At 71.8% G+C, this 14791-nt stretch carries 13 protein-coding genes; 9 read left to right on the forward strand and 4 right to left on the reverse strand.

All coding sequences use genetic code 11. From position 1 onward, the window contains the following. Nucleotides 1-7 precede the first annotated feature (7 nt). Both rpsR and rpsF read right to left on the reverse strand, forming a co-directional pair. Complete coding sequence (rpsR, locus tag FHY05_RS05950; protein ID WP_007403456.1) at nucleotides 8-232, reverse strand: 30S ribosomal protein S18; 225 nt, start codon at nucleotides 230-232, stop codon at nucleotides 8-10. Beyond that, on the reverse strand, nucleotides 232-651 hold the full coding sequence (gene rpsF / locus FHY05_RS05955) for a 30S ribosomal protein S6 (RefSeq protein WP_183943446.1): 420 nt from the start codon (nucleotides 649-651) through the stop codon (nucleotides 232-234). The genes rpsR and rpsF overlap by 1 nt, the downstream gene beginning before the upstream one ends. A gap of 212 nt (nucleotides 652-863) precedes the next feature. On the opposite strand from rpsF, the gene fabD reads away from it, so the two are divergent. From fabD to mltG, 6 genes are all read left to right on the forward strand, one after another. After that, the gene (gene fabD, locus FHY05_RS05960) at nucleotides 864-1823 is read left to right on the forward strand and encodes an ACP S-malonyltransferase (RefSeq protein ID WP_183943447.1); all 960 of its coding nucleotides are present in this window, start codon (nucleotides 864-866) and stop codon (nucleotides 1821-1823) included. A gap of 33 nt (nucleotides 1824-1856) precedes the next feature. Then, on the forward strand, nucleotides 1857-2282 hold the full coding sequence (locus FHY05_RS05965) for a GxxExxY protein (RefSeq protein WP_183943448.1): 426 nt from the start codon (nucleotides 1857-1859) through the stop codon (nucleotides 2280-2282). Between the two features lie 3 nt (nucleotides 2283-2285). Beyond that, on the forward strand, nucleotides 2286-3023 hold the full coding sequence (fabG, locus tag FHY05_RS05970; protein WP_183943449.1) for a 3-oxoacyl-[acyl-carrier-protein] reductase: 738 nt from the start codon (nucleotides 2286-2288) through the stop codon (nucleotides 3021-3023). A 131-nt stretch (nucleotides 3024-3154) separates the two neighbouring features. Continuing rightward, nucleotides 3155-3391, forward strand: a complete 237-nt coding sequence (locus tag FHY05_RS05975) for an acyl carrier protein (protein ID WP_028056834.1) — start codon at nucleotides 3155-3157, stop codon at nucleotides 3389-3391. Between the two features lie 137 nt (nucleotides 3392-3528). After that, nucleotides 3529-4788: a beta-ketoacyl-ACP synthase II gene (gene fabF / locus FHY05_RS05980; protein ID WP_183943450.1), complete on the forward strand. Its 1260-nt coding sequence runs from the start codon at nucleotides 3529-3531 to the stop codon at nucleotides 4786-4788. Between the two features lie 11 nt (nucleotides 4789-4799). After that, nucleotides 4800-5768 (forward strand): endolytic transglycosylase MltG, encoded by a 969-nt coding sequence (gene mltG / locus FHY05_RS05985; protein ID WP_183943451.1) that lies wholly within the window; start codon nucleotides 4800-4802, stop codon nucleotides 5766-5768. Between the two features lie 235 nt (nucleotides 5769-6003). Here mltG and FHY05_RS05990 read toward each other — a convergent pair whose 3' ends face one another. Together FHY05_RS05990 and FHY05_RS05995 are read right to left on the reverse strand one after the other, a co-directional pair. Continuing rightward, nucleotides 6004-6996: an alpha/beta hydrolase gene (locus tag FHY05_RS05990; RefSeq protein WP_409321599.1), complete on the reverse strand. Its 993-nt coding sequence runs from the start codon at nucleotides 6994-6996 to the stop codon at nucleotides 6004-6006. Next, nucleotides 6993-9392: a glycoside hydrolase family 3 protein gene (locus tag FHY05_RS05995; protein ID WP_183943452.1), complete on the reverse strand. Its 2400-nt coding sequence runs from the start codon at nucleotides 9390-9392 to the stop codon at nucleotides 6993-6995. The genes FHY05_RS05990 and FHY05_RS05995 overlap by 4 nt, the downstream gene beginning before the upstream one ends. Nucleotides 9393-9537: 145 nt before the next feature. On the opposite strand from FHY05_RS05995, the gene FHY05_RS06000 reads away from it, so the two are divergent. From FHY05_RS06000 to FHY05_RS06010, 3 genes are all read left to right on the forward strand, one after another. Beyond that, nucleotides 9538-10626: a LacI family DNA-binding transcriptional regulator gene (locus tag FHY05_RS06000; protein ID WP_183943453.1), complete on the forward strand. Its 1089-nt coding sequence runs from the start codon at nucleotides 9538-9540 to the stop codon at nucleotides 10624-10626. 182 nt (nucleotides 10627-10808) lie between these two features. Then, complete coding sequence (locus tag FHY05_RS06005) at nucleotides 10809-12986, forward strand: hypothetical protein (RefSeq protein WP_311732380.1); 2178 nt, start codon at nucleotides 10809-10811, stop codon at nucleotides 12984-12986. Continuing rightward, nucleotides 12983-14611, forward strand: a complete 1629-nt coding sequence (locus FHY05_RS06010; protein ID WP_183943454.1) for a DUF5597 domain-containing protein — start codon at nucleotides 12983-12985, stop codon at nucleotides 14609-14611. Before FHY05_RS06005 ends, FHY05_RS06010 begins: the two co-directional genes overlap by 4 nt. Nucleotides 14612-14791 lie beyond the last annotated feature (180 nt).

A 14791-nucleotide genomic window follows, 5' to 3' on the forward strand; every position in this document is an offset into this window, starting at 1 on the left:
CTTCTCCTTACTTCACGACGTAGGGCAGCAGGCCCAGGTGGCGGGCGCGCTTGATCGCCTGCGCCAGCTCGCGCTGCTTCTTGGCGCTCACCGAGGTGATGCGCGACGGGACGATCTTGCCGCGCTCGGACACGAAGCCCTGCAGCAGGCGGACGTCCTTATAGTCGATCCGCGGCGCGTCCTTCGCGCTGAACGGGCACGACTTGCGGCGGCGGAAAAACGGGCGCGCCATTATGCCATCTCCTCTTCGCGATCACGACGCGGACGGTCGCCGCGATCACCGCGGTCCCCACGATCGCCGCGCTCACCGCGGCGCTCGCGATCGCGCTCCTGCTTGCGCATCATCACGGTCGGACCCTGCTCGTGCTCGTCGACGCGCACGGTCATGTAACGGATCACGTCCTCGTTGATGCTGGTCTGACGCTCCAGCTCGGCGACGGTGTCGCCCGGCGCGTCGATCTCGAGCATCACGTAATGCGCCTTGCGGTTCTTCGCGATGCGATAGGCGAGGCTGCGCAGCCCCCAGGTCTCGGTCTTGACGACCGTGCCGCCGTGGTCGGTGACCACCTTGGTCGCGGCTTCCGCCAGCGCGTCCACTTGCGCCTGTGCCAGATCCTGGCGCGCAAGGAACACGTGCTCGTACAGAGCCATGCATGTACCTCTATGTTGGCCGATCGCTGACGGGCACCCCATGCGCCACGCCCCTCCGGCTGTCGTGCAACAACAAGGGGCGGAAGAAGCCACAAGCTTCCCGCCCCGAGTGAGTGTGCTATGGCGCAAAGCCGCCGCGCGCGCAAGTCCCTGGCCGGTTGACCGCTCCCGGGCACCGCCCTAGCAGCGCAGCCTTTCCAAGGAGAGGCACGATGCGCGCGTTCATCTTCCCCGGTCAGGGCAGCCAGGCGGTCGGCATGGGCGCCGCGCTGGCCGACGCTTCCGTGGCCGCGCGCGAGGTGTTCGGCGAGATCGACGAGGCGCTCGGGCAGAACCTGCGGCGGCTGATGGCGGAGGGCCCCGCCGACGAGCTCACGCTGACCGAGAACGCGCAGCCGGCCATCATGGCCAACGCGATCGCGACGCTCCGGGTGCTGACGCGCGAGGGCGGGGTCGGGCTCGCCGACAAGGCCGATTATGTCGCTGGCCACTCGCTGGGCGAATACACCGCGCTCTGCGCGGCCGAGAGCTTCGATCTCGCGACCACGGCGCGACTGCTCAAGCGACGCGGCCGCGCGATGCAGGCGGCGGTGCCGGTGGGCGAGGGGGCGATGGCGGCGCTGCTCGGCGCCGACGTCGCCAAGGCCGAGACGATCGCGGGTGCGGCGGTCGACTCGATCCTGGCCGAGGGCGGCGAGCCGCTGGTCTGCACCGTCGCCAACGACAATGACCCGGCCCAGGTGGTGATCTCGGGACACCGCGCCGCGGTCGAGCGCGCGGTCGCGCTGGCCAAGGAGCTCGGCGCCAAGCGCGCGGTGCTGCTCCCGGTATCGGCGCCGTTCCACTGTTCGCTGATGGAGGACGCTGCGCGCGCGATGGAGGCCGCGCTGGCCGAGGCCGAGCTGCGTGCGCCGCTCGTGCCGGTCTACGCCAACGTCGACGCCGCCGCCGTGGCCGATCCCGGCGCGATCCGGCGACTGCTGGTCGAGCAGGTGACCGGGCGCGTGCGCTGGCGCGAGTCGGTGCTGGCGATGGTGGAGGCAGGGGTGACCGAGTTCGTCGAGTTCGGGGGCAAGGTGCTCGCCCCGATGGTCAAGCGCATCGCGCCCGACGCCGAGGCGGTCAGCGTGGTGTCGATGGACGACGTCGAGGCGCTGCTGAAAAGGATGTGAGATCACGCGGAGGCGCGGAGACGCGGAGAAGAAGTGAGGGATGTCGACGCGTTCCGCGGTGACGTTCTCGACCTCGCGCTTCGTCTGCGCCGTGGGCTCGGACCGGGCCTGCTCGAAAGCGTTGATGAGACGGTGCTCGCGGCGCGTCCGGCGGCGCTCGGCTACCTTGTCTCCCGCCAGCATCCGGTCGACATCGGCTTCGAAGGGCAGGTCTTTCCGGCAGCCTTTCGGATCGACCTGCTGGTCGACAACCGATCGGTGGTCGAGGTGGAATCGGTCGAGAAGCTGGTGCCGGTGCACGGCGATCAGCTACTGACATATCTGAGGCTCATCGAGCAGCCCGTCGGGCTGCTCATCAACTTCGGGGGTGAGACGATGAAGGAAGGGGCGAGACGGATCGTCAACCGCCACCGCCCCTCCGCGTCTCCACGCCCCCGCGCGAACGAAAACACGGAGTGAAGCATGTTCGACCTCACAGGCATGACCGCGCTGGTCACCGGCGCCTCCGGCGGGATCGGCTCCGCCATCGCGCGCGGGCTCGCGGCGCAGGGCGCGCGGCTCGCGCTCTCGGGCTCGAACGCCGACAAGCTCGCGCGCTTCCGTGACGAGCTCGGCGGCGAGCATGTCGCGCTCGCCTGCGACCTGTCCGACGCCGCCGCGGTCGACGCGCTGGTGCCGCGCGCGATCGAGTCGCTCGGCAAACTCGACATCCTGGTCAACAACGCCGGCGTGACGCGCGACAATCTCGCGATGCGCATGAAGGACGACGAGTGGGACCAGGTCATCCGGGTCAACCTGGAGGCGGCCTTCCGCCTGATCCGCGCCGCCGCCAAGCCGATGATGAAGGCGCGGTTCGGCCGCGTCGTGTCGATCACCTCGGTGGTCGGCCAGACCGGCAATCCCGGCCAGGCCAACTACGCGGCGTCCAAGGCCGGGCTGGTCGGCATGTCGAAGGCGCTGGCGCAGGAGCTCGCCAGCCGCAACATCACGGTCAACTGCGTCGCGCCGGGCTTCATCCGCTCGGCGATGACCGAGGTGCTGCCCGACGCGCAGAAGAGCGCGCTGCTCGGCCGCATCCCCGCGGGTGACCTGGGCAGCGGCGAGGATATCGCGGCCGCGGTCGTCTACCTGGCATCGCGCGAGGCCGGTTACGTCACCGGCCAGACGCTGCACGTCAACGGCGGGATGGCGATGGTCTGAGCCGCTGGGGCGGCGAACCGCGACGGGCAGGGGGGTGGCGCGAGCCATTCGCACCCTTGCCACGGGCCCGAGCCCGTTCTACCTGCGTTCAGCAATTCGAAACCTACCCCCCAATTGAAAGAGGGAAAGCTATGAGCGAGACCGCCGACCGCGTGAAGAAGATCGTCGTCGAGCATCTCGGCGTCGAGGCCGACAAGGTCACCGAGGACGCCAGCTTCATCGACGATCTGGGCGCGGACAGCCTCGACATCGTCGAGCTGGTGATGGCGTTCGAGGAAGAGTTCGGCGTCGAGATCCCCGACGATGCGGCCGAGAAGATCTCGACCGTCAAGGACGCGATCACCTATATCGACGAGCACAAGGGCTGAGGAACGGGGGGAGTCCTCCCGCTCTAGCGAGCTGATCTGAGCGGCTCTCCGTCCTCGGCCAGGGGGTGGGGAGCCGTTTCGTTTGGAAGGACCGGCGGCGCGATGCGTGGCGCAGCGCCGGGCAAGAAGGAACGTCTATGCGCCGTGTCGTCGTCACTGGTCTCGGCCTCGTCACCCCGCTCGGGGCCGACGTGGAGACCGTCTGGGCCAATCTGATCGCGGGCAAGTCGGGCGCCGGCCCGATCACGCGCTTCGACGCGTCGGACCAGAAGTGCCGCATCGCGTGCGAGGTGAAGCCGGCCGGCCATGCCTATGGCTTCGACGCGTCCCAGCGCGTCGACCACAAGATCCAGCGCCAGGTCGATCCCTTCATCGTCTACGGCATCGACGCCGCCGGCCAGGCGCTCGAGGACGCCGGGCTGACCGAGATGAGCGAGGCCGAGCGCTTCCGCGCCGGTGCCTCGATCGGCGCTGGCATCGGTGGCCTGCCGGGAATCGAGAGCGAGTCGCTGGTGTGTCGCGACAAGGGACCGAGCCGCGTCTCGCCGCACTTCGTCCATGGCCGGCTGATCAACCTGATCACCGGGCAGGTCACGATCAAATACGGCCTCATGGGCCCCAATCACGCGGTGGTGACCGCCTGTTCGACCGGAGCGCACTCGATCGGCGACGCGGCGCGGATGATCGCGCTCGACGACGCGGACGTCATGCTCGCGGGCGGCGCCGAGGGTGCGATCTGCCCGCTCGGCATCGCCGGCTTCGCGCAGGCGCGTGCTCTGTCGACCAATTTCAACGACACGCCCGAGAAGGCGAGCCGCCCCTATGACCGCGACCGCGACGGCTTCGTCATGGGCGAGGGCGCCGGCGTCGTCGTGCTCGAGGAGTACGAACGGGCGAAGGCGCGGGGCGCCAAGATCTATGCCGAGGTGATCGGCTACGGCCTGTCGGGCGACGCCTACCACGTCACCGCGCCGCACCCGGAGGGATCGGGCGCCTACCGCTCGATGGAGATGGCGCTGCGCAAGTCGGGACTGAGCCTCGCCGACATCGACTATATCAACGCGCACGGCACCTCGACCCCGCTCGGCGACGAGCTCGAGCTCGGCGCGGTGCGGCGGCTGTTCGGCGACGACATCGCCGGCCTGTCGATGAGCTCGACCAAGTCCGCGATCGGCCACCTGCTGGGCGGCGCCGGCGCGGTGGAGAGCATCTTCTGCATCCTCGCGCTGCGCGACCAGATCGTGCCGCCGACGCTCAACCTCGATAACCCGAGCGAGAGCTGCGCCGGGGTCGACCTGGTCCCGCATACCGCCAAGAAGCGCCAGGTGCGCGCCGTGCTCAACAACAGCTTCGGCTTCGGCGGGACGAACGCCTCGCTGGTGATGACGTCGATCTGAGGTAGGCTGCCATGCGCCGGCTCGGCTGCCTGGGACTGATCGTCGCGCTGCTGCTGTTCGGCGCGGGCGTGTGGGTGGCGCAGGGGTGGAAGGGCGCGGGCCCGCTGCGGCGCGACGCGACCGTCACCGTCGCGCCGGGCAGCTCGCTCGCGGGCGCCGCCGCGGCACTCGAGCGCGCCGGGGTGATCGCCTCGGCGCATCGCTTCCGCCTGCAAGCGCGGCTGTTCGGCAGCGATACGCCGATCCGCGCCGGCGAATACGCCATCCCCGCGCGCGCCAGCGCGTCGCAGGTGCTCGCGCTGCTCCAGAGCGGGAAGGTGGTGCAGCGGCTGGTGGTGATCCCCGAGGGACTCCCCGCGGTGATGGTGCGTGACGCGCTGCTGCGGGCCGACGCGCTGAGCGGCGATGTCACCGTGCCCGCGGAGGGCTCGGTGCTGCCGGACGGCTACGCCTTCGAGCGCGGCGAGGCGCGCGCCGCGGTGCTGGCGCGGATGCAGGGCGCGATGCGCACCTATCTCGCCGCCGCCTGGGCGCGGCGCAAGCCGACTGCGGCGGTGACGACGCCGCAGCAGGCGCTGGTGCTCGCCTCGATCGTCGAGAAGGAGACCGGCAAGCCCGCCGAGCGGCGCATGGTGGCGGCGGTCTATTCCAACCGGCTACGACTCGGCATGCCGCTCCAGGCCGATCCGACGGTGATCTACCCGATCACCAAGGGGCGGCCGCTCGGCCGGCGCATCCGGCAGAGCGAACTCCGCGCCAAGAACGGCTACAACACCTATGCCTCGACGGGGCTGCCGGTCGGGCCGATCGCCAACCCGGGGCGGCGCTCGATCGACGCGGTGCTCGACCCGGCGCCCTCGCGCGCGCTGTATTTCGTCGCGGACGGCACCGGCGGGCACGTCTTCGCCGACACGCTCGAGCAGCATAACGCCAACGTGCAGCGCTGGTACGCCATCCGGCGTGCGCGCGGGGAGATGTGAGGGGGATGTCGCCGCGGCGACAAGTGTAGCGGATGGGCGGATCCCCGGGTGACGCCGCGGGCGCAACCTCCGGCCGCCGAACTTCGTCGTCCCCGCGGCGGCGAGGATCCGGTCGCGCGAACCTCTCGCTTCTATCCGCAAGCTCGGCGTGTCCCGTTGCTCGCCTCCGCAGGGATGACGCAGGGAGGCGAGGTGGCGGTCGTTCTCGACCGCCCATTTCTCGCCCAGCGGCGACTTACGTCGCCGGAAACACGCGCTGGCGCGCCGCGTACGCCGCGAACAGCTTGGGCCATGCCGACGCGGGCGCGCTGTCGGGCAGGCGCGTGCCGAAGCCGTGGCCACCGAGATCGAAGGCGTGGAGCTCGGCCGGGCGCTTGGCCGCCAGCAGCGCTTGGTACAGCACCAGGCTGTTGGCGATCGGCACGGTGTTGTCGTCGCTGGCGTGCACGAGGAAGACCGGCGGCGTGTCCGCGGTGACGCGGCGCTCGACCGAGGCGTCGCGGCGCTGCGCGTCGCTCGACGGCGCGCCCAGCAGGTTGTCGCGCGAACCCTCGTGCGTGAACGATTCGGCGAGCGTCACGACCGGATAGATCAGGCCGGCGAGGTCGGGTCGCGCCGGCTGTTCGTCGGCAGCGTCGACCGGCGCGTAGACCGGCTCGGCGTGGCGCGCGGCGAGACTGCCGGCCAGATGCCCGCCGGCGGAGAAGCCGAGTACCGCCACTCGCTTCGGATCGATACCGAACTCGCCCGCGCGCGCGCGGATCACGCGCATCGCGCGCTGCGCGTCCTGCAGCGGCACCAGCGCGCGGTTGCCCCAGCCCTCCGCGGGCAGCCGGTACGAGAGGATGAAGCAGGTGACGCCCAGCTTGTTGAGCCAGCGCGCCTGCTCCTCGCCCTCGTTATCCCAGGCGATGAAGCCATAGCCGCCGCCTGGGATCAGCAGCACCGCGGCGCCGTTGGCGCGCGCCGGGCGCCGCACCGTCAGCCCCGGCCGGGCGACGCCGGTGACCCAGCGATCGTTGAACCCCGAGTCCTTCGAGCGCTGCTCGATCTTGGGCGTCGGCAACGTCGCGGGCGCGCCCGGCGCCGCGTCGGGCCAGAGCAGGATCGTCGCGCCGGGAATGTCGTCCGGGGCGGCCGGCGCGGCGGCGGCGGCGAGGGGCGCGCCGAGCGGCGCGGCGGCGAGCGCGGCGACCACGGCGCGGCGGCTGGGCAGGTCCATCGTCATGCGCCCGGACATACCGCACCGGCGGGGTCGGTGGCGAGACGGATATCCGAGATCGCGACCGTGAACGGTGCGGTCGCGGTCAGCGCCATCGGCGTGTCGACCGACTCCATCGTCGCGCCGGCGGCGCGGAAGCATTTCAGCGGCACGCGCAGCACGTGCCAGCCGGCGCCCGGATCGAGCGCGCGCGCGACATCGACCTTGCCGCCGCCCAGCGCGAGCGAGACCGGCCCGGTCGCGGCCCGGTCGACCCGGTAGCTGATCTGGAGGTTGAGGTCGGCGTTGGTCTCGCGCACCAGCGACAGCGCCGGCCCGCTGATCCGCGCGCTCCCCGCACCGCGCCAGCTCAGCTGCACCGCCCCTTCCTGCGCGGTGGCGCTGTCCACCGCCGTGCGCGCGACCGTCGCGTCGAGCGCGAGCTGGAACGGCGCCGGCACGCGCCCGCGCGCGAAGAACAGGCTGGTGTTGGCCAGGCTGGCGTCGACCCGGGCCTCTTCGCTCAGCGCCGGCACGCTGCCGCGGCTGGCATAGCTCAGCCCGTAGCCGAACGGGAACAAGGGGTCGTAGCCCGGGGCGCCCTTGTTGAGCGTGAACTGGCCGGCGTTCTTGGGCCAGCTGAAGGAGAGCTTGCCGGTGAAGTCGCGCTTGCCGCCGACCAGCACGTCGGCGACGCCCGCGCCCTCGGACCCCGGGAACCAGGCCGCGACGAAGGCGTCCGACTGGTTGAGCTCGGGGTTGACCCACAGCGGCCGGCCCGAGAGGAACACCGAGACCGTCGGCACCCCCGCCGCCTTGAGCTTCTTGAGCAGCGCGAGCGACTGTTTGTCACCTGCCTCGAACTCGAGCGTGCGCACGTCGCCGCGCATCTCGGCATAGGGCTGCTCGCCGAAGACGACGATCGCGACGTCGGGCCTGGCGGTGAAGCTGCCGTCGCGCGACAGCGTCGCGGTGCCGCCGCCCGCCCTGGCCGCAGCGGCGATGCCGGCGTAGATTGAGGTCGCGCCGGGGAAGTCGGCGTTGGTGTTGCCGTCGCCCTGCCACGACAGCGTCCAGCCGCCCGCCTGCCGGCCGATATCGTCGGCCGCGTCGCCCGCGACCAGGATGTTGGCGCTCGCCTTGACCGGCAGCACGCCGTTGTTCTTGAGCAGCACGAGGCTCTTGGCGACCGCCTCGCGGGCCACAGCGCGATGCTCGGCCGAGCCGACGGTGGCGCCGCGCGCTTCCCAGGGCCGCGCAGGGTCGAACAGGCCGAGCTTCATCTTGACGCGCAGGATGCGGCGCACCGCATCGTCGACGCGCGTCATCGGCAGCTTGCCCGCCTTCACCGCCGCGAGCGTGGTGTCGAACATGCCCTTCCAGCTGTCCGGCGCCATCGCCATGTCGAGCCCGGCGGCGAAGGTGGCGGGGCAGTCGGTGTTGGTGCAGCCCGGCACCTGGCCATGGCCGTTCCAGTCGCCGACGACGAAGCCCTCGAAGCCCATGCGGCCCTTGAGCACGTCGGTCAGCAGCGAGTGGTTGCCGTGCATCTTCTGGCCGTTCCAGCTCGAGAAGCTGGCCATGACCGTCATCGCGCCGGCCTTGATCGCGGGCGGGTAGCCGGCGCCGTGCACCTTCACCAACGTGTCCTCGTCGACCTGGGTGTCGCCCTGGTCGACGCCGTCCTTGGTGCCGCCGTCGCCGAGGAAGTGCTTGGGGCTGGCGGCGACGTGGCCGCGCTGGATCCCCTGCTGGCCGGGCACGCCCTGCAAGCCCTCGATCATCGCGCCGGCGTAGGAGGCGACCACCGCCGGATCCTCCGAATAGCCCTCGTAGGCGCGGCCCCAGCGATCGTCCTGCGGCACCGCCAGCGTCGGCCCGAACGCCCAGTCGATCCCCGCCGCGGCGGTCTCCTCCGCGGTGACCGCGCCGATGCGGCGGATCAGCGCGGGATCGCGCATCGCGCCGAGCGCGCTGTTGTGCGGGAAGAGCGTCGCGCCGACGACGTTGTTGTCGCCGTGCACCGCGTCGACGCCGAACATCAGCGGGATGGCGACGTGGCCGGCGCGCTTCTCGAGCGCCACCGCGTTGAACGCGCGCGAGGTGGCGACCCAGGCGGCAGCGGGCGAGCGGTCGGGGCTACCGAGCGGCGGCGAGCTGCCGCCCGCCAGGATCGAGCCGAGCGGGTAGCGGCGCAGGTCCTCGGGCTTGATCGAGCCGATGTCGGCCTGGATCATCTGCCCGATCTTCTCCTCGAGCGTCATCTGCTTCATCAGCGCGGTGACCTTGGCCTCGGTGGCGGCGTCGATCAGCCCGACGCTTTTGGCCGCCGGCCAGCGGCCCGGATGCGCCACCTGCGCGGCGCCGGCGGTGGCGCTACCGGCGAGCAGCAGCGCCAGCGAGATATGTGAGAAACGCCCCATACTTCCCCTCCCGGGACGGGTCGCCGGCCCGTGGCGGCGCGATCCCGTCGATCGCGCGAACATAGAAGCCGGCCGCTGAGAACGCTATCAGCATTTTCGTCGCGGCGACTAGGCGCGGCGGCTTTTACTGGTACGTATCGCAGCCATGAGTGGGGACATCCGCAGGGCACGCGGCACCGGATCGCGCCAGACCGGGGCGCCGACGATCGCCGACGTGGCGCAGCTCGCCGGCGTCTCGACCATGACCGTGTCGCGCGTGATCAACGGCGAGAACAACGTTCGCGAGGCGACGCGCGCGGCGGTGCGCGAGGCGATCCAGCGGCTCGACTATGCGCCCAACCGCGCCGCGCGCAGCCTGGCGGGCGCGTCGCAGGTGCGGCTGGGGCTGCTCTACAGCAACCCCAGCGAGGCCTATCTAAGCGCCTTCCTGCTCGGCAGCCTGGACGCCGCCGGGCGCGGCGACATCCAGCTGGTGGTGCAGAAATGCGACCCCGGCGAGCATGAGGCCGAGGTCGCCGCGCGGCTGGTCGCCTCGGGCGTGGACGGCATCATCCTGCCGCCGCCCTTGTGCGACTCGCCGCTGGTGCTCGACGTGCTGCTCGCCGCGCGCGTGCCGACGGTGGTGGTGGCGACGAGCAGCTCGCCCGCGGGGATCGGCCGGGTCTCGATCGACGACCGCGCCGCCGCGCGCGCGATGACGGCGCATCTGCTCGCGCTGGGGCACCAGCGCGTCGGCTTCATCACCGGCAACCCCAATCTCACGGCCAGCGACGAGCGGCTGGCGGGCTATCGCGACGCGCTGACCGGGGCGGGGTTGCCGATCGACGAGGCGTTGGTCGCACGCGGGCTGTTCAGCTACCGCTCCGGGCTCGACGCGACCGAGGAGCTGCTCGACCTCGCCGACCCGCCGAGCGCGATCTTCGCGAGCAACGACGACATGGCCGCCGCCAGCGTCGCGGTGGCGCATCGCCGCGGGCTCGACGTGCCGGGCGACCTCACCGTCGTCGGCTTCGACGACAGCACGCTGGCGACGACGATCTGGCCCGAGCTCACCACGATCCACCAGCCGATTGCGGACATGAGCCGTGCCGCCGTGCGCATGCTGACGCAGATGCTGCGCGCGCGCCGCGATGACGCGGCGGCGGGCGCGCCCGACCTTGTGCTCGACCATACATTGGTGCGGCGCCAGTCGGACGCGGCACCGCGGCGTCGTCCCGGCGCGCGGGTCCGGTAAGAGCGGCAACGCAGCGAGTCCCCTGGTCGCGGAGTGGGGGCTGCCCGAGAAACCATTGTGGTAGCGGTATCTTCCATGCCATAGCCGGTCGTCGCACAAGTGATCTGATAAATCGCGCGAAAGGGAGAAGGGTGAGGATCCGGTCGGCTGCCACGCTTCTTGCCCTCGTCACGGCGCCCGCGGTGAACGTTCTCGCGGCGCCGACGGCATCCTACTCCTGGCGCAACGTGACGGTCGGCGGCGGGGGATTCGCACCAGGGATCGTCTTCAGCCCCGCCGAGCGCGGTCTCGCCTATCTCCGCACCGACATGGGCGGCGCCTACCGCTGGGAGGCCGCCGCGCGCCGCTGGGTGCCGCTGCAGGACGACATGGCCGAGCCGAGCTACATGGGCGTCGAGAGCGTCGCGCCCGACCCGGTCGACCCCGCAGTCGTCTACCTCGCCGTCGGCATGAGCGCGCGCGCGCCCGCCGCGATCCTGCGCTCGGGCGACCGCGGCGCGCACTGGCGCACCATCCCGGTCCCGTTCGCGATGGGCGGCAACGAGGACGGGCGCGGCCTGGGCGAGCGGCTCGCGATCGACCCGAGCGCGCGCGCCACCCTGTTCTTCGGCTCGCGCCACGACGGGCTGTGGCGCAGCGACGATGCGGCGGCGACCTGGCGCAAGGTGGCAAGCTTCCCGCTCGCCGGGCTCGGCCGCCCCGACCGGCCGCGGACCACCCACGGTGGCCTGTCCTTCGTGCTGTTCGACCCGGCGCGCCGCGGTCGGATCTATGTCGGCAGCGCGGACCCCGGCGAGCACCACCTGTTCCGCTCGGACGACGGCGGCGCGACGTGGCGCGCGGTCGCGGGCGGGCCGCGCGCCGCGCTGCTCCCGGTCAAGGCCGCGGTCGGCGGCGACGGCGTGGTGACGCTCAGCTACAGCGACGCGATCGGGCCCAACGGCGTGACGGACGGCGCGGTGTGGCGCTATGACCCCGCCGCGGGCACGTGGCGCGACGTCACCCCGCCGCGCGCCGCGGGCGAGGTGCCGGGCGGCTTCTTCGGCGTAGCGGTCGCCGCGCAGGATCCGCGGGTCATCGCGGTGAGCACGGTCAACCGTTACCAGCCGGTCGACACGGTGTGGCGTTCCACCGACGCGGGGGCGCACTGGGATGAGCTGTGGCGCCGCAGCACGCGCGACGTCGGCGCCACGCCCTTCCTCGACTTCGACGGGCGGGCCAACTTCGGTCATTGGATCGCCGGGCTCGCGATCGACCCGTTCGATCCCGCGCACGCCGCTTACGTCACCGGCGCGACCGTCTACGCGACCGACGCCTTCGCGCGTCCGGGCACGATGCGCTGGGCGCCCTGGACTCGCGGGATCGAGCAGACCGCGATCATCACGCTGGTCAGCCCGACCGGTGGCGCGCCGCTGGTGTCGGGCTTCGGCGACCTCGGCGGCTTCCGCCACGCCGACCTCACGCGCTCCCCCGCGCACGTCCACCGCACGCCATTCCTCACCAACACCAACTCGCTCGACTATGCCGGCGCGGCGCCGCTGGTGCTGGTCCGCAGCGGCAACACGCACAAGCCGGTGGTGCCCGATACGTCGCTCGCCTGGTCGCGCGACGGTGGCGAGACCTGGGTACCGCTCCGCCTCCCCGCGAGCGAGACGACGTCGCGGCCCGACGGCACGGCCGCGCGCGCGCAGACCGGCAGCGCCGCGATCACCGTCTCGGCCGACGGCGCGACGTTCCTGGTCGAGAGCGAGCGACCGCTGCTGACGCGCGACCGCGGCGCGACGTGGCGCGCGGTCGCCGGCCTGCCCGTCGGTGCGCGCGTCGCAGCGGACAAGGCCGACGCGCGGCTGTTCTACGCGGTCGACGCCGAGCGCGGGCGCCTTCTGCGCAGCGACGACAGCGGTGTCAGCTTCGCGGCCGTGGCGGGGCAGGGACTGCCGGGCGATCTCTCGGGCGCCCGGTCGGTCGGGCGTGAGGCCGCCAACCCGCTGGTGGCGGTGCCCGGACGCGCGGGCGCGCTGTGGCTGCTCGTCGCGGGCACGCTCTACCACTCCGAGGACGGGGGCGAGCGGTGGACCCGCGCGGCGGGCGCGGCGCAGATCGATCGCTACGGCCTCGGCAAGGCCGCGCCGGGCAGCGCCTGGCCGGCGCTCTATGCGATCGCAACGGTCGACGGCACGCGCGGCATCTACCGCTCGACCGACGGTGGCGCGCGCTGGGTCCAGATCAACGACACTGCGCATCGCTGGGGACTGCGGCTGCGCGTGATCAGCGGCGACCCGCGGCGCTATGGCCGGGTCTATGTCGGCACCGATGGCCGCGGCATCATGTACGGCGATCCGAAGGGGAAGGGTGAATGACCAAGTTGTGGGGACGCGTCGCGATGCTCGCGACGGCGGGGGCGGCCGTTCTGGGCGCCACGGTCGCGGGGGCGCAGGGCGCCGCGCCGCTGCCGCGGCTGGTGAGCCGGGACGGTCGCCACGCGCTGCTGGTCGACGGCGCGCCCTTCCTGATGCTGGGCGCGCAGGTCAACAACTCCAGCAACTATGCCGCGGCGCTGCCCGAGGTCTGGCCGGTGCTCGACCGGATCCACGCCAACACGGTCGAGGTCCCGATCGCCTGGCAGCAGGTCGAGCCGCGCGAGGGCGAGTTCGACCTCTCCTTTCTCCAGACCCTGCTCGATCAGGCGCGCGCGCACGACAAGCGGGTCGTGCTGCTGTGGTTCGGCACGTGGAAGAACACCAGCCCGGGCTACACGCCCGACTGGGTCAAGCTCGACAACCGCCGCTTCCCGCGTATGAAGACGCGCGACGGCAGGGACCACGGCGTACTCACCCCGCTGGCGCAGACCACGCTGGCGGCGGACCGGCGCGCCTTCGTCAAGGTGATGGAATATCTCCGCGACCACGACCAGCAGCACACCGTCGTGATGGTCCAGCCGGAGAACGAGACGGGCAGCTACCGCAACCCGCGCGATTACAGCGCGGAGGGCAATCGGCTGTTCGCGCAGCAGATCCCACCCGCGCTGGCGAAGCGGCTCGGCAAGCACGGCACCTGGGCGCAGGCGTTCGGCGCCCAGGCGGACCGCGCTTTCAACACCTGGTATGTCGCCTCCTACGTCAACGCCATCGCGGAGGCGGGAAAGAAGGCCAAGCCGCTGCCGATGTACGTCAACGCCGCGCTCGCCGGGCCGTCGAACGTGCCCGATCCGGACGGCGTCGCCAGCGGCGGGCCGCAGCAGGACGTGCTCGACATCTGGAAGGCCGCGGCGCCCTCGATCGATCTCGCCGCCCCCGACATCTACGATCGGAAGAGCGCCAACGTCTTCCAGTATCTCGACAAGTACGCGCGTCCCGACAATGCGCTGATGGTGCCGGAGATCGGCAACGCGCGCGAGTTCGCGCGCTTCTTCTACGCCGCGCTGGGCCGCGGCGCGATCGGCTATGCCCCGTTCGGCATGGACTCGACCGGCTATTTCAACTTCCCGCTCGGCGCCAAGGCGCTGGATTCCGCCACGCTCGACGCCATCGCGCTGCCCTATGCGACACTGGCGCCGATCGCGCGCGACTGGGCGCGGATCGCGTCCTCGCGCCCAACCTGGGGGGCGGCCAAGCCCGACGACGGCGCGGCCGTCTCCACCACGCTCGGTGCGTGGAAGATCGCGGCGACCTGGGGCGAGTGGCAGTTCGGCATGCGCGATTGGACCTGGCTCAAGGCCGATCCCACGCCCTGGGCCGACGAGCCGGTCGGCGGCGTCGCGGTGGCGCAGCTCTCCGACGACGAGTTCCTGCTGGTGGGCGACCACGCCCGAGTCACCTTCTCCGCCGCGAGCGGGGAGGGGATGGTCGTTCGAGTCGAGGAAGGCAGCTTCAGCGACGGCAAGTGGGTGATGGCGCGCGTGTGGAACGGCGACCAGACTGACTATGGCATCAACCTCGTCGACCGCCCGCAGGTGCTCAAGGTGACGATGGGGCGCTATCGCTGAGCGGTGGCCGGCCGACGTCGTCAACCGCTCCCGTCCCGGCGGAGGAGTGTCCGGGCACTGGCGGAGACAGGAGCCCTCCGGGAGCGCATAGGCGGCGAGGCGCCGTCCAGCTCAGCCCCGGGTTCCGGCGTGCGCCGGAACACCGTCGACCGACGAGCGAGTCGGCGATGTCGGCGGCCC

It is taken from the genome of Sphingomonas sp. BK580, from assembly GCF_014194975.1.
GTDB lineage: Bacteria > Pseudomonadota > Alphaproteobacteria > Sphingomonadales > Sphingomonadaceae > Sphingomonas.